We start from the raw sequence: 22,331 nt of genomic DNA, 5'->3' as shown, positions 1-22,331 counted from the left end.
GGCCTCACACCCCCAGATAGGATTGCAGCTTGCCGATGCTCTGCTGGACGTCGCTCGATGCGATCGTGTCGATCACGCGACCGTCCTCCATCACATAATGGCGGTCCGCGACCGTGGCCGCGAAATGGAAGTTCTGCTCGACCAGCAGGATGGTGAAGCCCCGGCTCTTGAGCTGGCGGATGATCTCGCCGATGCGCTGGACGATCACCGGCGCCAGACCTTCCGTCGGCTCGTCGAGCAGCAGCAGGGTGGCGCCGGTGCGCAGGATTCGGCCGATGGCCAGCATCTGCTGCTCGCCGCCCGACAGTTTCGTGCCCTGGCTGGTCCGCCGCTCCAGCAGGTTGGGAAAGAGCTTGTAGATCTCCTCGATGCTCAGCCCACCCGGCTTGACGACCGGCGGCAGGCGCAGGTTCTCGTCGACGTTCAGGCTGGAGAAGATCCCGCGCTCCTCGGGGCAATAGGCGATGCCCAGCCGCGCGATGTGATCGGACGGCATGCCGATCGTCTCCTTGCCGTCGAAGGCGATCGAACCGGTGCGCTTGCCCAGGATGCCCATGATCGAGCGCAGGGTCGTCGTCTTGCCGGCACCGTTGCGTCCGAGCAGGGTGACGAGTTCGCCACGGCGGATCTCGAAATCGACGCCGTGCAGGATGTGCGACTCGCCGTACCAGGCCTGCAGGCCGGCGACTTTCAACAGGGTCTCAGCCATGACCGGTTCCGACATAAGCCTCGACGACGGCGGGATGTTTGGAGACCGTGGCGTAGGGTCCCTCGGCCAGCACCTCACCGCGCGCCAGCACGGTGATCGTGTCCGAGAGGTCGGCGACGACGGACATGTTGTGCTCGACCATCAGGACGGTGCGGTCCTTCGAGACGGTGCGGATCAGGGCGGCGATGCGCTTGATGTCTTCCTGGCCGAGGCCGGCCATCGGCTCGTCGAGCAGCATCATCTCGGGCTCGAGCGCGAGCGTCGTGGCGATCTCCAGAGCCCGCTTGCGGCCGTAGGGAAGATCGACGGCCTGCGCCTCGGCGAATTCGGCAAGTCCCACGGCGGCCACCAGCTCCGTCGCCCGTGCATCCAGGCTGCCAAGCACGCTTTCGGAGCGCCAGAACTGGAACGAAATACCCAACTTGCGCTGCAGCGCGACGCGGACGTTTTCACGCACGCTGAGATGGGGAAACACCGCAGATATCTGGAAGGACCGGGCCAGCCCCATGCGGGCGATGGCGGCCGGCGAACTGCCGGTGATGTTGCGGCCGTTGAAATGGATCTGGCCGGCCGTCGGCGACAGGAAGTGCGTCAGCAGGTTGAAGCACGTCGTCTTGCCGGCGCCATTTGGCCCGATCAGCGCGTGAATTGTGTGGCGCCGGATCCGCAGATTGACGTTCTTGACCGCGATGAAGCCCTTGAACTCCTTCGTCAGCCCAGACGCCTCGAGAATTATTTCTTCGTTGGCCATCGGCTCTCCCTGTCTCGCGAATTAATCGAAGCTTTGCGTCGCTGTCCAGCACTGGCGTCGCGCCCGGCCCGCGGCTAGATTTCGGCCACTAGAAACGGGGAAAACATTGGGAGGATTAAAATCGTGAAGTTTACAACCAGCATCCGGCGTGCCGGAGCGGCCGCGGCCGTCGCCGGTCTCGCCGTCGTCGGCGTGGCCGCCTACGCCCAGGCCCAGGCCCCTCAGCCGCTGAAGATCGGCGTCATGGAAGGCTTCTCCGGCGTGTATGGCGATCTCACCCAGGGTGAGGTCGAGGCCATGCAGATGGCGATCGACGATTTCGGCGGGAAGGTCCTCGGTCGTCCGATCGAGATCCTGCAGGCCGACCACCAGACCAAGCCCGACGTCGGCGCGGCGATCGCCCGCAAGTGGTACGATGTCGATGGCGTGAAGATGATCACCGGCATCGGCACCTCCTCGGTGGCGCTCGCCGTCCGCAAGATCGCCCAGGAAAAGGGCATGATCGACATCAACACCGGTGCGGCGTCGGCCGACCTGACCGGCCCGGCCTGCTCCGAGACGGGTGCGCACTGGGTGTACGACACCTATGCGCTGGCGAAGGTGACCGGCGGCGCGGTCGTGAAGGATGGCGGCGACTCCTGGTACTTCCTCACCGCCGACTATGCCTTCGGCCATGCGCTCGAGCGCGACGTGACGGCAGTCGTGACGGCGGCCGGCGGCAAGGTCCTGGGCGGCGTCAAGCATCCGCTCAGCACGCAGGACTTCTCGTCGTTCCTCCTGCAGGCCCAGGCTTCGAAGGCCAAGGTCATCGGCCTCGCCAATGCCGGCCAGGACACGATCAACTCGATCAAGCAGGCCGGTGAGTTCGGCATCACCAAGGCCGGCCAGCGCCTCGCCGGTCTGCTGGTCTTCTCGACCGACGTGGCCGCCCTCACCCTGCCGGTGGCGCAGGGCCTGGTGCTCACGGAGGCGTTCTACTGGGACCTCAACGACGAAACCCGGGCCTGGACCAAGCGCTTCCGCGCCAAGAAGGACAAGATCCCCAGCATGCTGACGGTCGGCGTCTACAGCTCGACCCTGCACTACCTCAAGGCCGTTCAGGCGGCCGGCACCGACGAGCCGAAGGCGGTGATGGCCAAGATGCGGGAGCTTCCCGTCAACGACGTCATGACCAAGAACGGCAAGCTGCGCGAAGACGGCCGCCTGGAGCGCGACATGTACCTCTTCCAGGTCAAGACGCCGGCGGAGTCGAAGAGCAAGGACGACATCTACAAGCTGATCGCCACGGTGCCGGGCGCCGAGGCCTATCGTCCGATGAAGGACGGCAAGTGCCCGTTCGTGAAGAACTGATCCTCAGCGGATCGTAGAAGTGAAAGGGGCGCCTTCGGCGCCCCTTTTTTCATGCCCGACGGGACGAGGTTTCTCGAACTGCCATTCCTTGACGTCCCACAGCGCATCCCATCTGATGCGCACGAGGAGCAAGGGGAGAAGCGTCGCGTGGCCGTTCAGGATCGGCCCCTCAAGGGGGCCTGGGGAATCACTGCTCTCATCTTCCTCTTCATGCTCGTGAACTTCGCCGACAAGATGGTGGTCGGCCTCGCCGCCAAGCCGATCATGGAGGACCTCAAGATCACCCCGGAGCAGTTCGGGCTGATCGGCTCGGCGTTCTTCTTCCTCTTCCCCTTCTCCGCCATCCTGGTCGGCTTCGCCGCCAATCGCATCCCGGCGCGAAACGCGCTGCTCGCCATGGCGATCTTCTGGTCGTTGCTGCAGTTTCCGATGCTGGGCCTGGTGAGCTTCGAGGTGCTGATCGCCTGCCGGGTCCTGCTCGGCGCCGCCGAGGGGCCGGCCGGCCCGGTGGCCACGCATGCGCTCTACAAGTGGTTTCCCGATTCGCTGCGCGCCGTCCCCACGGCGGTGGTGGCGCAGGGCTCGGCAATCGGCGTCGTCGTGGCGGTGCCGGCGCTCAACTGGATCATCGTCCACCATTCCTGGCACTGGGCCTTCGGCGCGATCGGCATTGCAGGCCTGTTGTGGAGCCTCCTGTGGTTCTTCTTCGGCCGCGAAGGCACGCTGGTCGACCCTCCGGTGGCGACCCATGTCGACGGCGAGGTCCGCGTCCCATACCGCGACCTCCTCACCTGCCCCACCATCCTGGCGGCCTGCTGCACGGGTTTCGCCAGCTACTGGGGACTGGCGCTCGGTCTCACCTGGTTCACCCCCTACCTCGTCGACGGGTTGGGCTTCAGCCAGACGCTCGGCGGCAATCTCAGCGTCCTGCCCTGGATCGCCGGCCTGGTGGTCGTGCTCGCCGGTGGCTGGCTCTCACAGCGGCTGAAGGGAAGCGGCGTCTCGAGCCGGGTTTCCCGCGGCGCTCTCGCGTCGGTCGCCGTCATGGCCGGCGGCTGCATCCTGCCGTTCATCGGTCTTACGCCCGTGCCCGACCTCAAGCTTGCGATCCTGGTCGCCGGTACCGCAATCGGCAGCACGATCTTCGTCGTCGTGCCCCTGGTCGTAAGCGAGCTGACCCCACAATCGCAACGCGCCGCCATGCTGGCCATCGTGAATTCGGTCATGACCCTGGGCGGTGTCGTCGCGCCCTTCGCGATGGGAGTCGTCGTTCAGGACGCGTCGACGCGCCTCGCCGGCTACGACGACGGCTTCACCATCCTGGGTGGCCTCCTTTTGGTGAGCGGCCTCATCGGCCTGCTCTTCATTCGCCCTGAAGTCGATCGCAAGAGATTGGCGGCGCGCGTCGCGAACCGCGAAAGGTCCCGTCATTCCTTGACGTAGCGGCGGCGTCTCCGTCAGATGGGAACGCGCGTCCGGTCAACAGGACGCCGAGGAGAAACACCCAAGTGACCGTCCAGGACCGGCCCCTCAAGGGGGCCTGGGGCATGACCGCCCTGCTCTTCCTCTTCATGCTGATCAACTTCGCCGACAAGGTCGTCGTCGGACTGGCGGCCGTCCCCCTCACCCGTGACCTCGGCCTGACGCCCGAGCAGTTCGGTGATATCGGCTCGGCGTTCTTCCTGCTGTTCGCGGTCTCGGCGATCGTCGTCGGCTTCATCTCCAACCGCGTACAGACCAAGCACACGCTGCTGGTCATGGCGATCATCTGGTCGTTGGTGCAGTTTCCGATGCTGGGCATGGTGAGCCTTGAGACGCTGATCGTGTGCCGCGTCATCCTGGGCGCCGGCGAAGGCCCGGCCGGCCCGGTGGCGACCCACGCCATCTACAAGTGGTTTCCGGACTCCCTGCGCGGATTGCCAACCGCCGTCATCGCCCAGGGATCCGCCTTCGGCGTCATCATCGCCGTCCCCCTGCTCAACTGGATCATCGGGACCTACTCCTGGCACTGGGCTTTCGGGGCACTCGGCATCGCCGGCCTTGTCTGGACCGTGCTGTGGCTGGTCTTCGGTCGCGAAGGCACCCTGGTCGACCGGCCGGTCAGCACCGGCGACGGCAACGAGCGCGTGCCCTATCGCTACCTCCTCACCTGTCCCACCATCCTCGCCGTCTGCGCCGCGGGCTTCGCCAGCTACTGGGGTCTGGCGCTGGGCCTCACCTGGTTCACGTCGTACCTGGTCGCGGGCCTCGGCTTCAGCCAGAAGCTCGGCGGCAACCTCACCGTGCTGCCATGGGTCTTCGGTGCCTTGGTCGTTCTGAGCGGCGGCTACATCTCACAGCGCCTGAAGAAGAAGGGTGTCTCCAGTCGCATCTGTCGCGGCGTGCTGCCGTGCATGGCGATCGTCGCCGGCGGGTGCGCGCTCCCATTCGTCGGCGCCATGCCGACGGACGCTCTCAAGATCGCCTTCCTGGTGTTTGGCTCCGCCATCGGCAGCACGATCTACGTGGTCCTGCCGATGATCATCAGCGAGCTCACCCCGCACCCGCAGCGCGCCGCGATGCTGGCCATCACCAACTCGGTCGTGACCTTCGCCGGTATTCTCGCGCCCAAGATCATGGGATCCATGATCCAGAATGCCGCGACACCCCTTGCCGGATACGAACAGGGCTATGTCATTCTCGGCGGACTGCTGCTCGTCGGCGGCTTCGTCGGCCTGCTCTTCATCCGCCCCGAAAAGGATCGCAAGCGGCTGGCCGCGCATGCCGTCTCGGGCGTTCCCCTTCAGCCCGCCCGCGCCTGAGCCCGATCGAAACAGCTGCTCGCGCTTGACGATGACGCCGTGGCCGCTGCGCGAGTCCGGCGGCTTCCATCGTCGATCGCGCTGTCGATCACTGTTCGATCCCGACCAGGCTCGACGGCATGCGCCTCCGTCCCCACGTGAGGCGCTCGACCTCAGGGCACGATGTCATCCCTTCACCGCGCCGGCCGTCAGGCCCGACGACATGTAGCGGCGGAAGGCGTAGTAGATCGCCGCCGGCGGCAGCGCGTAGAGAAAGCCCGCCGTCATCAGCAGTTCCCACGGCGAATCGTCAGCCGAGAGGAAGTTGCCCAGCGCCACCGGCAGGGTGATGGCCGTGTTCTTGGAGAGCAGCAGGAACGCATAGAGATATTCGTTCCACGCCAGCAGCAGCGCATAGGTGCCGACGGCGATCAGCGACGGCACCATCAGCGGCAGGTAGATCATGCGGAAGAGCTGGAACGGCGAGGCGCCGTCGATCATTGCCGCCTCGTCGAGTTCGACCGGCAGCTTGTCCGACGCCTGGCGCAGGATCCAGATTGCGTACGGCGAAGCGATGGTCGCCATGGCCAGAACGAGTGCCCAGTCGTTGTTCAGCAACCCGTACATGCCCATGGTCTTGTACATGGGCACGGCGAGGAACGCGGCCGGGATGAAATAGGTGAGCAGGGCCAGGTTCATCACCATGCGGCCCCCCTTCATGCGCAGCCGGCTGATCGCGAAGGCCGCCGCGGTCGCCACGAACAGCGTGATCGCCGCCGTGCCGACCGAGATGACCAGCGAGTTGAACATCTGCAGCCAGAAATGATTGAGGAAATGGTGCTTCTGGGAAAGCACCGTCTCGAAATTCCGCAGGGTCGGATGGGTCGGCCAGAGCTGCCCCGAGAAGGCCGCGTCCTTGGGCGAAATCGCGAACAGGAACATGTGGTAGATCGGGATCAGCGTCCACAGCAGCACCGGGATGCCGATCAGCAGCAGCCCGGCCTCGAAGCCGATATTCTTGAGCAGCCGGCGCGGGCTCATCGCGAGAGTCGCTTCATCATGAAGTAGACGAGGGGCAGGATCAGCGGCAGCGCGCAGACGATCGATGCCATGGCGAGGCCGACCTGGTCGAGGCGCAGGTAGCGGATACCGAGCGTCGCCAGAACATGGGTGAGGTCTGCCGGCCCACCGCCGGTGAGCAGATACACGCTGTTGAAGTCGCCCACGGTGAAGATCATCGAGAGCAGGGTGCAGGTGACGTAGAGCGTGCTCATCGACGGCCAGGTAATGTAGCGGAAGCGGTGCCAGGCTCCCGCCCCGTCGACCGATGCGGCCTCGTAGAGCTCGCCCGGGATGCCCAACCGGCCGGCCAACAGGATCAGAGTCCAGAAGGGCAACGACTTCCAGATGTGCACCAGCATGGAGAAGGTCAGCGCCAGCGCCGGATCGTTCAGCCAGTTCGGCCCATCTTCGGCGGTCAGACTGAAGATGAGCTGGTTGATCACGCCCCACTCAGGATTGAGCATGAATCGCACCGACAGGATGGTCGGGATCGACGGCACCGCCCAGGGCAACACGAACAGGACGGCAAGGACCTTCACCCACCAGCGCTTCTGCAGGAAGAAGCCGGACAGGAAGAGTGCCAGCGCCATCTTCACGTTGATGGCGACGACCAGGAACACGAAGGTGTTGACGACCGTCCGCAGGAAGATCGGATCGGCCGCCAGTTCGATATAGAGCTGCGGGCTGCGCGCCAGCCAGAAGCTGTAGCCGACCGGGAACAGCACGAAGCCGACGAAGATCGCAACATAGGGCGCGACGAACAGCAGGCTCCAGGCCTGCCGCTCCGACAGGCCAAAGCCTGCCCACCGGGATTTCTCCCGGCGGACCGCCGTATCGATCGTAGTCGCCGTCATACGCGAACTCTGGGAAGCAGGTTACTTGGCGACTTCCTTGATGCGGGCGATCAGCTCGTCCACCGCCTTCTCGACGGAGACCTTTTCGCTCACCACGCGGTTCATCGCCTTGGCCCACACATTCTCGTTGTTGAGGATGGTGAACTTGTAGTTCTTGGTGAACTCGAACGGCAGCGTGCCCGCCTTGAACTGGTCGTACACCGCCTTGCGATGCTTGTCGGCCTGCCAGAACGGGCTCTCCTGGCTGGCCTTGGTTACCGGAAACCAGCGGCCGAGCGCACCCTCGACATAGGGGCGGAGATTCTCCTCCTCGAGCAGGAACTTCAGGAACTCCCGCGCGCGCGGCTTGTTCTTGGAATCCTGGAAGATGACGCCGACCTTCACCGCCGTGCGATAGACCATCGCCGTGCCGTCGGGCTTCTTGGGAAAGCCGGCCGTCGCGATCAGGTCGTCATAGGCCTTGCGGCCGGCGGCGCGCTGCTCGGGCGTGAGCTGCTCGTTGTTGGCGTCGTCCAGCCACTTGGCCGCGATCGAGATCGTGTAGTTGTGCGTCATGATCGTCGTGCGATTGTGGAAGGCGACGTTGTTGTCGGGATCCTTCCAGGTCGTCGACGAGGGCGGCGTGCAGCCCTTGGTGTAGATGTCGGTGTAGTCGCGCAGCGCGGCGATCAGGCCTTCACGTACCTTCGGATCGTCGACCAGCAGTTTGCCGGAATCGTCGACCAGCTTGACGTTGTAGGCATCGACCCAGCTCAGGAACGACTGGAAGGAGTCGGTCGATTCGACGCCCATCGGATTGCCGATGCCGTAGACGCGGCTGCTGGTGGCCTTGCGATAGGCCGGCTGAACCTTGTTGCACCAGAAGGACCAGTATTCCTTCCAGGTACCGGGAATGTCGTTCTCCTTGAAGCCGGCCGTCGCCAGCATGTCCTTCCAGTACTGGATGTGCAGTGTCTGCTGCTTCAGGACGAAGCCGTAAAAGGCCTTCTTCTTGGCCTTGTCGTTGTAGAGATAGGCCGTCTCGATGGTGACCGGTGCGAACCGGTCCTTCATCGGCTCGATGACGTCGGAGATGTCCTCGAGCTTGCCGTCGTAAGCCCACTTGCCCGCGACCTGCACGTCATAGGTGTCGGAATAGGCGATGTCGGGTGGCGAACCGGAATCGAGGGCGGCCACCGTCTTGGGAATCATGTCCTGCACGGCATATTGCGACAGGTCGACCTTCACGCCGGTCTTGGCCTCGAACTTCTTGATCGCGGCGAACAGCGCATCGTCCTCGGACTTGTAGAAGCCCTTCACCCACCAGACGTTGAGCTTCTCCTGGGCAAAGCCCGGGGCCGCCGAAAAGGCGATCGCGAGCGCCGCGGCGCCGGCCAGAATCCGTCTCATGGTTCCCTCGTCCTTCTTAGTTGTCTGACAACTTGCTTATCAGTCCACCCTGCGGGAGTCGAGAAAAGACCGAAATACGCGGGAGCATTGCACAGCGTGCGAGAATGGCAGGCCATGACGTGAATGGCCAAAGACATTCAACTCGGCATCTGGCAGGCCCTCCAGCAACTCGGCCACAACGCCGACCGGGATGAACGGGCTGCCGTCGGGGTGCAGCAGGAGGGTCGGGCATTTCACGTCAGGCAGCCGCGGCGTCAGATCAGTCCCGATGAGAACGCCGAGTGCGTTCAGGATCGAGGCCCGCTGCCACCTCTCCTGTTCGGCCGCGAACCAGGCCAGCTGCTCGGCCGGCAGCGCGCCGTCATGGAAGCGGTCGCGCAGGAAGGCATCCGACCAGCCCTTCGAGCCGCCTTCGTCGAGCTGGCGCCGCCACGCCTCAACCCTCTGGATCGAAGCCCCGAGATGGGCGCCGTTGCTGACGGTGAGCGACGCGATCCGCTCCGGCCGGGCGAGCGCCGCCGCCAACGCCACCGTCCCGCCGATCGATTCGCCAGCCAGATGAAAGCGCGCAGCGCCGGCGGCATCGGCCACGGCAAACAGGTCGTCGACCAGCAGGTCGAGGGACCATTTGAAATCTTCCGCCGGGATCGTCGAGCGACCGTAGCCACGCATGTCGAAGGTGACGAGCCGGTAGGCATCGGCCAGCGCCGGCCGCCACCCGGCCCAGATTCCGGCACTGGCGCCGATCCCGTGATGGAACAGGATCGGCAGGCGCGGCCGCTGCCACGGCGCCACGACATCCTCGACGTCGTAGTGAAGGGCGCCGTGTGGAGTGGCGGCGAGAGGCATCGTCAGTCGGCGCGGATGCCAGCGCCCTTGATGACCTCTTCCCACTTCTTGCGATCGGCCATGATGGTCGCCTTGAACTCGGCCGGCGACCCGATGATCGTATCCATGCCGCTCTCGGCGAAGCGCTTCTGGACGTCCGGCTTGGCGACGGCGGCCCGGAGCGCCTTGTTCCAGAAGTCGACCAGGTCGGCCGGCAGGCCCTTGGAGCCGAAGACGCCGAACCAGTTCACCACCTGGAAGCCCGGCAGGAACTTCGAGATCAGCGGCAGGTTGGGGAAGAGCGGCGAGGGCTTGGGCGAACCGAAGGCGACCGGGATCAATCCCCCGCCGTTAATCTGGCCCAGGAACTCCGGCATGTTGCCGAACATCATGTCGCAATTGCCCGAGATCATGTCCTGGATGGCGGGCGCGCCGCCACGATAGGGCACGTGCAGGATGTTGATGCCGGCCATCTTCTTGAAGAGTTCGGCAGCGAGATGCTGCGACGTCCCGTTGCCCGCCGAAGCATAGGTGAGCTTGCCCGGGTTCTTCTTCGCAAAATCGATGATCTCCGGAACCGTGCGATACTTCATGTGCTTGCCGACCACCAGCATGTTGGTGACACCGGCGATGTTGGCGATCGGCGTCAGGTCGGTGTCGACGTTGATCGGCAGCTTCTGCCCCGGCATCACCGGCGAAACGCACAGGGCCGCCATAGCGGCGAGGCCGATCGTGCGGCCGTCCGGCGGGGCGTTGGCGACGATCTCGTTGGCGATGAAGCCGCTGGCGCCGGTCTTGGTATCGACGATCACCTTCTGTCCGACTTCAGAGGTCACGGCCTCGGCCACGATCCGGCACAGAAGGTCGGCCGTGCCGCCTGGCGCGAAGCCGCAGAGAAAGCGCACGTCGCCGCTGATCTTCTGCGCAAGGGCCGGCCAGCCGGCCAGCGATCCCACCAATGCCGCCGCGCCCGTAGTCACGAATGTTCTACGTTGCATTTTTCATTTCCTCCCTGTGTTGCAAAAAGCCTAGCATACTTCTCGGATGAGCAAGCCCCTCCGCCGCGGTGTGCTCGCCGGCCTCGCCGCCCTGCCCGCCGCGTCGCCGTGGGCTTCGGCTCGTGCCCAGGCGCCGGATTTTCCAGATCGGCCGTTGCGCTTCATCGTGGGCTTCCCGCCGGGTGGCCCCAACGATCTCCTGACGCGGCTGATCGCGCCCGGCATCGGCGAACGGCTTGGCCGTGCCGTGGTGGTCGAGAACAAGGCCGGCGCCAATGGCGAGATCGCGGCCAGCTTCACGGCCAAGAGCCCGCCCGACGGCTCGGTGTTCATGCTGGCGTCGAACGGCTCGACGACGGTTGCCCCGGCGCTCAGCCGCAACATGCCGTACGACGTCCGCACCGATTTCGTCGCCGTGGCGCCGGTTGGCATCAACCCGATGCTGCTGGTCGTGCGTCCCGACCTGCCGGCAAAGACCATCGCCGAGTTGCTGGCGCTGGCCCGCGCTCGGCCCGGCAGGCTGAATGGCGCCTCGGCCGGCGCCGGCGGGGCGACCCACCTCGCACTCGAACTCTTCAAGGCGATGGGCCGGCTCGACATCGTGCACGTGCCCTACAAGGGCGGCGGTCCTGCAATGGCCGATCTCATGGCGGGCCAGGTCGATCTCTATTTCGGGGGCCTGTCGACGGCGCTGCCGCACGTGAAGGCCGGCAAGATGCGTGCGCTGGGCCAGACCAGCCTCGAACGTTCGGCGGCGGCGCCGGACATTCCCACCATCGCTGAGTCGGGGCTGCCCGGCTACGAGGCCGCGATCTCCTATGGCGTGTTCCTGCCCGCCGGCGCGCCGAAGGCACTCGTCGAGCGCCTGCACGCGGCCGTCGACGCCACCATCCGTTCGCCCGATGTCGCACGGAAATTCACCGAACTCGGCGCCGATCCGCAATTCGGATCGCCCGCCGAGTTCACGGCCTACGTGGCCCGGGACTTCGCCAAGTGGGCCCGCCTCGCGAAGGAAGCGGGCCTCAAGGCGGAGTGATCCCTTACTGGACGCCCTACTGGACCGACGAGAAGCCCGTCGGCGTCAGCATCTGCACCGAGACGTTCTCGACGATGGCGCCGTCCTTCTCGGTCTCGGCGCGCTTGGCCAGCCACTCCGGGTCGGCCGCGAAGGCATTCCACTTCTTCTCGCGGTCGGCCAGCGACTCCCAGGCGAGGAAGTAGGTCAGTTCCTGGTTCGACTCGCCGATCAAAGTGGTGAAGAAGCCGGCCTGCTTGATGCCGTGCCGCTCCCAGATCTTGAGCGTGATGGTGTTGAAGCGATTGAGCAGCGCCGGAAGGCGGCCCGGCACGCACCTGTAGACCCGCATTTCATAGATCATCGTCTCTCTCCCTAGAATTGGCCGCCGAAGCGCGGCACGAACCCATCGCCTTCGTGGTCGATGTGGCAGCTGAACGGTGCTCCGAAGTGGCAGGGCATCAGCCGGGCGCCGCTCCCGGCGCAATGCTCCAGCGCCGCGCGCCGGCTCGTGCGCGCGCCCACGGCATCGGCGCAGGCGAAGCTGTTCCACTCGGGATGATAGACCTGCAGCGCGTGGTGCAGGATGTCGCCGCAGAACAGCGCCTTCTCGCCACGCGATTCGAACTTGATGGCGATCGTGCCCGGCGTATGCCCCGGTGCCGGTTCGACCGCGAGATTCTCGTCGAGCCGGGCCGCGCCATCGACCATCTGTGTCAGCCCCGCCTCGACCACCGGCAGCACCGAGTCGCGGAACGAGCCGGCATTGACCGGTCCGGTCGCGGGATCGCTGTCGAGCTTCAGGTAGTGATCGTAGTCGGCACGGCTGAACACGTACTTCGCGTTCCTGAACGTCGGCACCCATTTGCCGTTCTCGAGCCGCGTGTTCCAGCCGACATGGTCGACATGGAGATGCGTGCACATCACCATGTCGACCTGGTCGGGCTCGACGCCGGCTGCCTTGAGCCGTTCGAGATACTTCGTCTCCATGAGATGCCACTTCGGGCGATGGGGACGCGACTTGTGATTGCCGACACAGGTATCGATCAGGATCGTCTTGCCGCCGATCTTCAGCAGCCAGCTGTGGATGCTGAGCTTCAGGAAGGAAGATGCCTCGTCATAGTGCGATGGCACCAGCCAGTTGCGGTGACGCTCGACGACGGCAGGATCCCAGTCGGGAAAGAAGGTCTTGGCGTCGAAGTTCGGTTCGTAGCTCTCTTCGATGCGCACGGCCGTGCCGGCGCCGAGCTTCACTTCGACCATCCTGACCTCCCCTGTTCGTCCGGGAGATTAGCGTCGCAGGACGGTTGCGGGAAAGACGCCCGTTTCGCGCCTAGAACGGCAGGCGCGCGGCGTCGACACGCTCGACGTGCCAGTGTGTCAGCGCCGCGATGGCGGCGCCACCGAGCGGCGCCACGACGAGCAGCGCGATGAAGAGTACGCCGAGCAGCCAAGGCTCGAACAGGTTCGGCATCAGATGACCGACGGTCACGGTCGATATGAAGAAGAGAACGGCGAACCCGACACCGGCGAGCAGGCCACCAAGAGCGACCAGAAGGAACGAAGCGGTCAGCGAACGACCGATCAGATGGCTAAGCCCGAAGGCGGCCCCGGCGGCGACAAGTGCTGTAACGGTTTCCATCGCGGTTCTCTCCAATACGCTCTCGACTTAGGAGAAATCAGAGTCGACACTGTTGTCTCCCACGTACTCTGAAACATCCAACCTTCGTCGAGAACCGACCAATTGCGCATGTCTGAACCTGCATTCGACTGGCTTTCTGCATCGGAACTTTCAAAACTGCTGGCGCGCGGGGAAGTTTCTCCAGTCGAGATCGTCGACGCCATGTTGGCGCGTGCATCGACGCTTCAACCTCACCTCAACGCGCTCGTCCTCCTCGACACCGAAGGCGCACAAGCCGCTGCAAAGGCTGCAGAATCACGCTGGCAAAAGGGGCAGCCCCTGTCGCCGTTCGACGGCATTCCGACGACGATCAAGGACACGACGAACGTCAAGGGGTGGCCGACGCGCTATGGATCGCAGGCCACGGACGAGACTCCGGCCAGCGACAACGCCGCCGTTACCGACAGGTTTCTTGCCGCCGGCATGATTCTTGTTGGCAAGAGCACGACTCCGGAATTCGGCTGGAAGGCGCTCACCGACTCGCCGCTGCAGGGCACGACGCGCAACCCCTGGAACCTCGCCCACTCGCCTGGAGGTTCCTCCGGCGGTGCCTCGGCGCTCACGGCGGCCGGCGTCAATCCGTTCAACCATGGCAATGACGGCGGCGGCTCGATCCGCATCCCCGCGGCGCATACCGGCCTCGTCGGCCTGAAGCCGTCCTATGGACGCATTCCGCAATACCCCGCCGATGCCCCCTTCGCCGACGTCATCAGCCAGGGCGTGCTGGCGCGCTCGGTGCTCGACACCGCGATGGCCTTGAACCTCACGGCAGGCCCCGACCCGCGCGACTGGCGCTCGCTGCCCGCCGAAGCACGCGACTACACGATCGGCCTCGATGCCGGCGTGCGCGGCTGGAAGATCGGCCTAAGCCTCGATCTCGGACACGTGAAAGCCGATCCGGAAGTGCGCGAGCTCGTCGCGGCCGCGGCGCGGCGTTTCGAGGATCTCGGCGCGCATGTCGAGGAAGTCGGCCCGATGTTCGAGCCGCTGCAGGAGCATTTCGAGCCGCTGTGGATCGGCAGCTTCGCCACGCGCTTCCGGCAGATCCCAACCCAGCTTCACGGCAAGCTCGATCCGGGTCTGCGGGCTCTCATGGAAAAAGGCCTGGCGATCACACTCGCCGACTATGCGAAGGCGTTCGAGGCCAGGAGCAGGCTGGCGCGCGATCTCGCGCTCTGGCATCGCACCTACGATCTGCTGCTCGCGCCGGTCACGCCGACGGCCGGCCCGCCGGTGGAAACGCTTTACAACTCGGACGCCTTCCCGCGCTGGACCAAGGGTGCGCCCTACACGCTGCCCTGCAATCTCACAGGCCAGCCGGCTGCCTCGATGCCCGCGGGCCTGACGAAGGCTGGACTGCCGGTCGGGTTGCAGATCATCGGTGCACCGCATGCCGACGCGACCGTGCTGCAGGCAATGCGCGCCTACGAAAGCGCGAGCGGCTGGACCTGGCCGCAACCACGCGTGCTTGAGACACTCAAGAGATTGTAGAGACGCGCGCCGTCAGGCGGCGCGCGACACGTTGCCGGGCGGCGTCGGACGAACGACGCGCAACGCGATGACGAGGACCCGATAGCCGAGGAAGCCGGCGCAGAGCGCGCTGGCCGCCGCGACGTAACCCGGCTCGATCAAGGCTTCGCCAAGCATCGCCGAAGTGAAGTCGATGCCGGACAGCGCGGCGAGCGCGAGCGCCGCGATGAATCCGTCGATCGTCGCGGGCAGCGACACGAGACCGGCCTCGCGGTTCGATTGCACGCTCAGCATCCATCCGCGGATGCGGCCGATCACCGAGCCGACGGCAAAGGCGCCAACCCACAGGATGTCGAACAGGAAGCTCGCCTCGAACACGCCCGCAAGCAGCATCAGCGTCGCCATCAAGGCGAAGCCGCCCGGCAACGCCACGCGGCCCAGGGTCGTCACACCGCCGCGCGACTGCGCCGCCATCGTCCAGAGGCAAAGGGCAGCGAACAGAAGCGTGAGGCCGTTCGCCAGACTCAAGGTCGAAACCATGGCTAGAGGAAACGACAGGGCACGAAGCGAGTAAAGCGCTGAGGCTGCACAGACACTGTCGCCTGCTCGCTTTCGCGGCTGCAGCCGAGGAGAAATCGATCGAGCCTCACAGGCGCTGAAAACAGAGACAAAGGCGTCGAAAGGTCCAAAACAAAAGGGCCGGACGATTTGACCGCCGGACCGGCATGGGCGGGCCACGGTCCCGACGGCCGCTGCGCTGCCCGGTCCGGCCACGTCGTCGCAGGCCCTGCCGGCGCGTTCGATTCGACGGCATGGCGCGACCTGCAGCGCCCGCCGGCCCTCCATCTTCACCGCCGACCGGCGAAGACGGCCAGCCAAAAGAAAGCGGCGCCGGTCTTGCCGGCGCCGCTGAAACCAATCCGGATACGGGATCAGGCGTCGGCTTTCACGCCGGCGGTGTTGATCACCTTCTCCCACTTGTCGATCTCTTCCTGGAGGAACTTGCCGGTATCCTCCGGCGTCGCGCCCACGGGAATCACGGCCTGCTCGGCCAGCCGCTTGCGCAGCGCCTCGTCCTTCACCGCCTTCGAGACTTCGGCGGACACCTTGTCGACGATCTCCTTCGGCGTGCCGGCCGGCGCGAGGAACATCACCCAGGTCGACGATTCGATCAGCGGACCGCCCGCCTCCACGATGGTCGGCACTTCCTCGACACCCGGCACGCGGTTCTTCGACAGCATGGCGAGCGCACGGATCTTGCCGGCGCGTACCTGGGTCATCACGCCGATCGGCGCGTCGATCAGGAGCTGGATGTTGCCCGAGGCGAGATCGGCCAGCGCCGGCGCCGTGCCCTTGTAGGGCACATGCTCCATCTGGATCCCGGTCACCTGCTTGATCAGCTCGCTGGTGAGGTGCGCGGCGGCGCCGACACCCGACGAGCCGAACGAAAGCTTGCCCGGGTTCGCCTTGGCGTAGGCGATCAGCTCGGCCACGTTCTTCACCGGCAGGCCGTTGGTGACGCAGATGATGAGCGGCGCCACGCCGACCAGCGACACCGGCGCAAAGCCCTTCACCGGATCGAACTTCAGCTTGCCGGCATAGAGCGTCTTGTTCGCGGCATGGGCCGCGATCACCGTCAGGAAGGTGTAGCCATCGGGGGCCGCGTTCGCGACGATTTCCGCCCCGATCAGCGAATTGGCGCCGGGCTTGTTGTCGACCACGAAGGTCTGGCCGACGTTCATCTTCTCGAGCGTAAGCCGTGTCGTCACGTCGGTCAGGCCGCCGGCCGTGTAGGGCACGACCCAGCGGATCGGCTTGCTGGGCCATGCCTGGGCACGCACCGCGCCCGGAATGAACGCAGCCGCGGCCGTCGCCGCCAGCGCCGTGCGGCGATTGATCTTCATCATCTGTTGTTCCTTCTTCTTCCCTGCTTGTTTCAGTCCAGATCGAGACCGTTCATGCCGGCGTTCTTGCGGGCCTTCCGGGCGATCTCGGCCAGTACCTTGCCGGCCTGCACCGGATCCATGATCTGCTCGACGGTCGGGCCCTTATGCCAGCCCTCGGCAACGGCGAAAATACCATTTCCGGCCTGGAAGACGCGGCCCGTCACCTCGCGGCTGTCCTCGCTCACCAGCCACGTCGCGACCGGGGCGATCCACTTGGGGTCGCGGCGCTTCTTGTCCTCTTCGGTGTATTCGCGCAGGTCCTCGGTCATGCGCGTGAAGGCCGAGGGAGAGATCGAGTTCACGGTCACGCCATAGCGGGCGAGTTCGCGCGCCGCGATGATCGTGAACGAGGCGATGCCGGCCTTGGCCGCACCGTAGTTGGTCTGGCCGATATTGCCGTAGATGCCCGAGACCGACGTAGTGGTGATGATGCGCGCATCGACCGGCCCCCCCTTCAGCTTGGCCTGGTCGCGCCAGTAGGCGGCGGCGTGGCGGGCCGGTGCGAAGGTACCTTTCAGATGCACCTTGATGACGGCGTCCCACTCGTCCTCGCTCATGTTGACGAGCATGCGGTCGCGCAGGATGCCGGCGTTGAGCACAATGGCGTCGAGCTTGCCGAAGGCCTCGACCGCCTGGTCGATCATGTGCTTGGCGCCGTTCCAGTCGGAGACGTCGTCGCCGTTGGCCACGGCCTCGCCGCCCATCGCCTTGATCTCGTTCACGACCTGCTGGGCGGGACCGACATCATGGCCCTTGCCGGCCCGGTCGCCGCCCAGGTCGTTCACGACCACCTTGGCGCCATGCTCGGCCAGCATCAGGCAATGTTCCCGGCCGACGCCGCGGGCGCCGCCCGTCACGATCGCAACCCGTCCTTCGCACAATCTCGCCATTGCTCCCTCCCGTCTTTTGCGTGTCTGAAACCTGTCGTCCTAGGCTAGTGTAGCGGGGCTCAAGGGAGGATCGCCATGGACACGCTGCCGCTCGTTACCCCCGAACAGGTCGGGCTTTCCGCAGCGCGGCTCGACCGCGTGCGCACTTGGATGAACCAGTGGGTCGACAGCGGCAAGCTGGCCGGCATGGTGACCTGCTTCATGCGCAAGGGCGAACTCGCCTTCGCCGAGGTGGCCGGCAAGTCGGACCTCGCCCGCAACAAGCCGATGCGCGCCGATACGATCTTCCGCATCTATTCCATGACCAAGCCGCTCACCTCGGTGGCGATCATGATGCTCTATGAAGAGGGCCGGTTTCAGCTCGACGATCCGATCTCGAAGTTCATCCCCGCCTTCGCCAACCCGCGCGTCATGGTGGGCGGCAGCCGCGGCAAGATCGAGACCGTGCCGGCCGAGCGCGAGATCAACTTCCGCGACCTGCTCACCCATACGTCGGGCCTGACTTACGGCTTCATGGAGAGCAACCCGGTCGACGCCGCCTATCGCGCCAAGCAGGACGGTGTCGACTTCCAGACGGCCGACACCAGCCTGAAGCAGGTCGTCGAGCGGCTGGCCCAGCTGCCGCTGATCGCGCAGCCCGGCAAGGCGTGGAACTACTCGGTTTCCACCGACGTCCTTGGCTATCTGGTCGAGGTGATTTCCGGCCAGCCCTTCGAGAAGTACCTGAAGGAAAAGGTCATCGATCCGCTCGGCATGGTCGACACCGACTTCCACGTGCCCGCCGCAAAGCACGACCGCTTCGCCGCCAACTATGCCGCCGGTCCGGGCGGCCGGCTCGACCTGATCGACGATCCGGCCAAGAGCCGCTACCTCGCGCCGCGCAAGGTGAACTCCGGCGGCGGCGGCCTCGTCTCGACCGCCTCCGACTATCTGCGCTTCTGCAAATTCATGCTGAACAAGGGCGAACTCGACGGCGTGCGTCTGCTCGGCCGCAAGACGGTCGAGCTGATGACCATGAACCATCTCAAGGGCGACATGGCCGACATGGGCACGCCGCGCTTCTCGGAATCGACCTATACCGGCATCGGCTTCGGCCTCGGCTTCTCGGTGATGATCGACCCGGCCAAGGCCTATATCGCCGGCACGCCCGGCGAGTATGCCTGGGGCGGGGCCGCCTCCACCGCCTTCTGGATCGATCCGGTGGAGGACATGGCCGTGGTGCTGCTGACGCAGCTCATGCCCTCCTCGACCTACCCGATCCGGCGCGAGCTGCGCGTCCTCACCTACCAGGCGATCATCGACTGAGGGCCGACGCCATGCGCAACACCGGCAGCATCGAAGTCCGCAAGCTCCATCCACTGTTCGGTGCGGAGATCACCGGCATCGACATCACGCGCCCCCTCTCGGCGCGCGAGTTCGGCCCAATCCGCGCCGCCTTCGAGGAGCATTCCGTCCTTCTGTTCCGCGACCAGGCGATGGACGACGACAAGCAGATCGCCTTCAGCGAGAATTTCGGTCCGCTGGAGACGACCCTCAGCGCCAATCCCGCGGCCGGCACCAAGTTCCAGCGCCAGTCCAATCTCGACATCATGACCGGCGAGCCGATCCCGCCGGACGACATGCGCATGATCTACCAGAAGGCCAACTACTTCTGGCACTCCGACTCCTCCTTCAAGCGCATCCCGTCGCTCTGCTCGATCCTGACGGCGCGGATCTGCCCGCCCGAGGGCGGCAACACCGAGTTCCTGAACATGCGCGCCGCCTGGGACGCGCTGCCGCCCGCCCTGCAGGCGACGATCCACCCGCTGGTCGCCGAGCATGCGCTGGCCCACTCGCGCGACCGAGTGCAGAAGGGCATCCTGAGTGCCAAGTCGCTGGCGGAGTTGCCGCCGGTCAAGCAACGCATGTTCCGCGACAATCCCATCAACGGCCGCCGCGCGCTTTATATCGGCGCCCATGCCGGCCGGATTCTCGACTGGCCCGAGCCGATGTCGAAGGCGATCCTGTGGGAGCTGGCGCAGCGTGCCGAGCAGCCGGAATTCATGATGTCCCACGCCTGGCGCGAGGGCGACGTGATCGTCTGGGACAATCGCGCCGTGCTGCATCGCGCCACCTACTACGATGCGACCAGGCACAAGCGCCTGATGCAGCGGACAACCATCGCCGGCGACGAACTGACGGTCCCGCAGTAACAGATGGCCGAACCCGCTTCAGCCGGTCCGCTCCCCGACGGCATGCCGCCGGGACCTCGCCGGCTCGCCGCCGTGGCGACCATCACCATCGGCCTGTCGATGGCGGTGCTCAGCAACTCGATGACCAATCTCGCCCTGCCCTACATCGCGAACGACCTCGCGATCACGGCCGAGAGCTCGATCTGGATCGTCAACGCCTACCAGATCGCCCTCATGGTCATGCTGCTGCCGGTGGCGGCGCTGGGCGACATCGTGGGCTATCGCACCGTCTATCGCTGGGGCCTCGTCGTCTTTTCCCTGGCGTCCATCGGCTGCGTCCTGGCGCCCTCGCTCGCCTGGCTGATCACCGCCCGCACGCTGCAGGGGCTGGGCGGTGCCGCCATCATGGCCATCCAGCCCGCCCTGGTGCGATCGATCTATCCGCGCGCCGCGCTCGGCCGCGGCCTCGGCTTCAACACGACCGTCGTGGCGACCTCGCTGGCGGCCGGTCCCAGCCTCGGCGCCGCCCTGCTCGCGATCACGAGCTGGCCGATCCTGTTCGCCGTCTACATTCCACTCGGTATTCTTTCCTTCTTCCTGGCCGGCCGGTACCTGCCGGTGACGACCCACGCCAAGCGGCCCTTCGACGTGCTCTCGGCCGTCCTGTCCGGCGGCACCTTCGGCCTGCTGATCTTCGGCATCGACGGCGTCGGCCATGGCCATCCCCTGCCGGTGATCGTCGCCGAGCTGGTGGGGGCGGCCCTTTTCGGCACCCTGTTCGTCTGGCGCCAGCGCAAGCTCGCCGACCCGATGATGCCGATCGACATGTTCAGCCGGCCGATCTTCTCGCTGTCGGTGTCGGCCTCGACCTGCACCTTCACGGCACAGGGCCTGGCCTTCGTCAGCCTGCCCTTCTTCTTCCATACGGTGCTGGGACGTGACGCCACGGCGACCGGCCTGCTGCTGACGGCCTGGCCGCTGGCGCTGGCGGGTGTCGCCCCGATCGCCGGGCGGCTGGCCGACCGCCACCATGCCGGCGCCCTGGGCACGATCGGCCTCACCAGCATGGCCGCAGGTATGATCCTGACGGCACTGCTGCCGCCGGACCCGTCGGCCTTCAACATCATGTGGCGGCTGGTCCTGTGCGGCGCGGGCTTCGGCATCTTCGCCTCGCCCAACAACCGGTTGATGATGAACGCCGTGCCACGCGACCGCAGCGGCAGCGCCGGCGGCATCATCGCCACGGCCCGGACGCTCGGCCAGACGATGGGCGCCGCGCTGGTGGCCCTGGTCTTCGGCCTGTTCGACTTCTCGGGCGGCGGCGCCGCCGATGCGGCGCGGGCTGCGCTCTGGCTGGGCGCCGGCTTCGCCCTCACCGCCCTGATCCTAAGCAGCCTGCGCCTACGTCACTGACGCGGCGTGCATCTCGCGGAACAGCGACGGCGCCATGCCGAAGCGGCGCTCGAAGGCCTGGCCGAGCCGTGCCGAGGAGCGCAGGCCCACGCGGTCCGCGATCGTCTTGAGCGGCAGGCCCTTGGCCAGCAAGGTGCGGGCCGCGTCGAGCCGCAGCCCTTCGACGAAATGCGCCGGTGTCTTGCCGGTCGCCTCGACGAACTTGCGATAGAAGCTGCGCTCCGACAGGCCGGCGCGGACTGCCAGTGCCGGCACGTCGAGCGGCTCGGCGAGATGGGCCTGCATCCATTCGATCAGCCGGGCGAACGGCGCAGCGGCTTCGGTCTGCACCTGCAACAGCGGACTGAACTGCGACTGGTAGCCGGGCCGGCGCGCATAGAGCACGAAGTGCCGCGCGATCAGGTTGGCCGTCGCCGCGCCGAGATCGGCCTCGACCAGCGCCAGCGCCATGTCGATGCCGGTCGTCACGCCGGCCGAAGTCCAGACCTTCCCGTCGACGACATAGAGCGCATCGGCATCCACGGTCAGCGCGGGGAACTTCTCGGCCAGCCGCTGGCAGCTTGCCCAGTGCGTCGCCACGCGCCTGCCGTCGAGCAGGCCGGCCGCCGCCAGCACGAAGGCGCCGGTGCACACCGACCCGAAGCGCCGCGTGCGGGGCGCCACCCTCTGCAACCAACGCCGCACGTCCTCGCGCGCGACCACCGCCTTGAGCCCCCGCGAGCCGCCTGCGACCAGCAGCGTATCGTAGCGCTTCCCGAAGCGGCGGCTCATCAGCACGACGCCGCAGTTGGACGTAATCGGACCGCCATCGGGCGAGACGATTTCGACCTCATAGGCCGGGCGCTCACGCCCCTCGTTGGCGGCGCCGAACACGGCGGCGGGCCCGGTGACATCGAGGAGCTGGCAACCTTCATAGGCCAGGATGGCGATGCGGTGCGGCTTGGGCATTGGCAGAAATTACTCTCTATTTGACGTTTCTGCCAGCCGCCGGAGCGCCTACTGTCTCGACCAACAACGGAGATTC

Annotated in this window: 22 protein-coding genes; 8 read left to right on the top strand and 14 right to left on the bottom strand. The window is 65.9% G+C overall.

What is annotated here, in order from left to right:
- Positions 1-4: 4 nt before the first annotated feature.
- The gene (locus tag Q0Q48_RS16525; protein ID WP_366915293.1) at positions 5-709 is read right to left on the bottom strand and encodes an ABC transporter ATP-binding protein; all 705 of its coding nucleotides are present in this window, start codon (positions 707-709) and stop codon (positions 5-7) included.
- Positions 702-1,460, bottom strand: a complete 759-nt coding sequence (locus Q0Q48_RS16520) for an ABC transporter ATP-binding protein (protein ID WP_295139796.1) — start codon at positions 1,458-1,460, stop codon at positions 702-704. The genes Q0Q48_RS16525 and Q0Q48_RS16520 overlap by 8 nt, the downstream gene beginning before the upstream one ends.
- Before the next feature lie 192 nt (positions 1,461-1,652).
- On the opposite strand from Q0Q48_RS16520, the gene Q0Q48_RS16515 reads away from it, so the two are divergent.
- The 3 genes from Q0Q48_RS16515 to Q0Q48_RS16505 all read left to right on the top strand — a co-directional run bounded on the left by Q0Q48_RS16515 (position 1,653) and on the right by Q0Q48_RS16505 (position 5,611).
- The gene (locus Q0Q48_RS16515) at positions 1,653-2,810 is read left to right on the top strand and encodes an ABC transporter substrate-binding protein (RefSeq protein ID WP_295139892.1); all 1,158 of its coding nucleotides are present in this window, start codon (positions 1,653-1,655) and stop codon (positions 2,808-2,810) included.
- Between the two features lie 147 nt (positions 2,811-2,957).
- Positions 2,958-4,253, top strand: a complete 1,296-nt coding sequence (locus Q0Q48_RS16510) for an MFS transporter (protein WP_293869054.1) — start codon at positions 2,958-2,960, stop codon at positions 4,251-4,253.
- 65 nt (positions 4,254-4,318) lie between these two features.
- Complete coding sequence (locus Q0Q48_RS16505; RefSeq protein WP_366915292.1) at positions 4,319-5,611, top strand: MFS transporter; 1,293 nt, start codon at positions 4,319-4,321, stop codon at positions 5,609-5,611.
- A 165-nt stretch (positions 5,612-5,776) separates the two neighbouring features.
- Here Q0Q48_RS16505 and Q0Q48_RS16500 read toward each other — a convergent pair whose 3' ends face one another.
- From Q0Q48_RS16500 to Q0Q48_RS16480, 5 genes are read right to left on the bottom strand one after another with little or no spacing between them, the layout of a single operon-like run.
- The gene (locus Q0Q48_RS16500) at positions 5,777-6,631 is read right to left on the bottom strand and encodes a carbohydrate ABC transporter permease (protein ID WP_295139793.1); all 855 of its coding nucleotides are present in this window, start codon (positions 6,629-6,631) and stop codon (positions 5,777-5,779) included.
- Entirely contained in the window at positions 6,628-7,506 is an 879-nt protein-coding gene (locus tag Q0Q48_RS16495; protein WP_295139791.1) for a carbohydrate ABC transporter permease, read from the bottom strand. Before Q0Q48_RS16495 ends, Q0Q48_RS16500 begins: the two co-directional genes overlap by 4 nt.
- A 21-nt stretch (positions 7,507-7,527) precedes the next feature.
- Positions 7,528-8,895, bottom strand: a complete 1,368-nt coding sequence (locus Q0Q48_RS16490; RefSeq protein ID WP_295139789.1) for an ABC transporter substrate-binding protein — start codon at positions 8,893-8,895, stop codon at positions 7,528-7,530.
- 39 nt (positions 8,896-8,934) lie between these two features.
- Entirely contained in the window at positions 8,935-9,690 is a 756-nt protein-coding gene (locus tag Q0Q48_RS16485) for an alpha/beta hydrolase (protein WP_295139787.1), read from the bottom strand.
- 56 nt (positions 9,691-9,746) lie between these two features.
- Positions 9,747-10,721 (bottom strand): tripartite tricarboxylate transporter substrate-binding protein, encoded by a 975-nt coding sequence (locus Q0Q48_RS16480; RefSeq protein WP_295139785.1) that lies wholly within the window; start codon positions 10,719-10,721, stop codon positions 9,747-9,749.
- 46 nt (positions 10,722-10,767) lie between these two features.
- Between Q0Q48_RS16480 and Q0Q48_RS16475 the strand changes: the two genes are divergently transcribed.
- Entirely contained in the window at positions 10,768-11,757 is a 990-nt protein-coding gene (locus Q0Q48_RS16475) for a tripartite tricarboxylate transporter substrate binding protein (RefSeq protein ID WP_295139784.1), read from the top strand.
- Between the two features lie 16 nt (positions 11,758-11,773).
- Here Q0Q48_RS16475 and Q0Q48_RS16470 read toward each other — a convergent pair whose 3' ends face one another.
- The 3 genes from Q0Q48_RS16470 to Q0Q48_RS16460 all read right to left on the bottom strand — a co-directional run bounded on the left by Q0Q48_RS16470 (position 11,774) and on the right by Q0Q48_RS16460 (position 13,378).
- Entirely contained in the window at positions 11,774-12,100 is a 327-nt protein-coding gene (locus tag Q0Q48_RS16470) for an NIPSNAP family protein (RefSeq protein WP_295139782.1), read from the bottom strand.
- An 11-nt stretch (positions 12,101-12,111) separates the two neighbouring features.
- Positions 12,112-12,999: an MBL fold metallo-hydrolase gene (locus tag Q0Q48_RS16465; protein WP_295139780.1), complete on the bottom strand. Its 888-nt coding sequence runs from the start codon at positions 12,997-12,999 to the stop codon at positions 12,112-12,114.
- A gap of 70 nt (positions 13,000-13,069) precedes the next feature.
- Positions 13,070-13,378, bottom strand: a complete 309-nt coding sequence (locus tag Q0Q48_RS16460; RefSeq protein WP_295139778.1) for a hypothetical protein — start codon at positions 13,376-13,378, stop codon at positions 13,070-13,072.
- Positions 13,379-13,486: 108 nt separating this feature from the next.
- Here Q0Q48_RS16460 and Q0Q48_RS16455 point away from each other — a divergent pair, with 108 nt between their 5' ends.
- The gene (locus Q0Q48_RS16455; RefSeq protein WP_295139776.1) at positions 13,487-14,908 is read left to right on the top strand and encodes an amidase family protein; all 1,422 of its coding nucleotides are present in this window, start codon (positions 13,487-13,489) and stop codon (positions 14,906-14,908) included.
- A 12-nt stretch (positions 14,909-14,920) separates the two neighbouring features.
- On the opposite strand, the gene Q0Q48_RS16450 is transcribed toward Q0Q48_RS16455, so the two are convergent.
- The 3 genes from Q0Q48_RS16450 to Q0Q48_RS16440 all read right to left on the bottom strand — a co-directional run bounded on the left by Q0Q48_RS16450 (position 14,921) and on the right by Q0Q48_RS16440 (position 17,723).
- Positions 14,921-15,427, bottom strand: coding sequence for a hypothetical protein (locus Q0Q48_RS16450; protein ID WP_295139774.1), 507 nt, complete (start codon positions 15,425-15,427; stop codon positions 14,921-14,923).
- Positions 15,428-15,819: 392 nt separating this feature from the next.
- Positions 15,820-16,794, bottom strand: a complete 975-nt coding sequence (locus tag Q0Q48_RS16445; protein WP_295139772.1) for a tripartite tricarboxylate transporter substrate binding protein — start codon at positions 16,792-16,794, stop codon at positions 15,820-15,822.
- Positions 16,795-16,823: 29 nt separating this feature from the next.
- Positions 16,824-17,723 (bottom strand): SDR family NAD(P)-dependent oxidoreductase, encoded by a 900-nt coding sequence (locus Q0Q48_RS16440; protein WP_295139770.1) that lies wholly within the window; start codon positions 17,721-17,723, stop codon positions 16,824-16,826.
- Between the two features lie 75 nt (positions 17,724-17,798).
- Between Q0Q48_RS16440 and Q0Q48_RS16435 the strand changes: the two genes are divergently transcribed.
- From Q0Q48_RS16435 to Q0Q48_RS16425, 3 genes are read left to right on the top strand one after another with little or no spacing between them, the layout of a single operon-like run.
- Positions 17,799-19,028 carry a serine hydrolase domain-containing protein gene (locus tag Q0Q48_RS16435; RefSeq protein ID WP_295139769.1) on the top strand — a complete coding sequence of 410 codons (1,230 nt, stop codon included), beginning with the start codon at positions 17,799-17,801 and terminating at the stop codon, positions 19,026-19,028.
- Positions 19,029-19,039: 11 nt separating this feature from the next.
- A complete protein-coding gene (locus Q0Q48_RS16430; RefSeq protein WP_295139768.1) occupies positions 19,040-19,915 on the top strand; it encodes a TauD/TfdA family dioxygenase in 876 nt (291 codons plus the stop codon).
- A 3-nt stretch (positions 19,916-19,918) separates the two neighbouring features.
- Complete coding sequence (locus tag Q0Q48_RS16425) at positions 19,919-21,307, top strand: MFS transporter (protein ID WP_295139767.1); 1,389 nt, start codon at positions 19,919-19,921, stop codon at positions 21,305-21,307.
- Here the strand turns inward: Q0Q48_RS16425 and Q0Q48_RS16420 are convergent.
- Entirely contained in the window at positions 21,296-22,255 is a 960-nt protein-coding gene (locus tag Q0Q48_RS16420; protein ID WP_295139766.1) for a GlxA family transcriptional regulator, read from the bottom strand. The two genes, Q0Q48_RS16425 and Q0Q48_RS16420, sit on opposite strands and share 12 nt — an antisense overlap.
- Positions 22,256-22,331 lie beyond the last annotated feature (76 nt).

The organism is uncultured Reyranella sp. (assembly GCF_945957355.1).
In the GTDB taxonomy this organism is placed as follows: domain Bacteria; phylum Pseudomonadota; class Alphaproteobacteria; order Reyranellales; family Reyranellaceae; genus Reyranella.
This window is presented reverse-complemented; position numbering and strand designations above follow the sequence as displayed.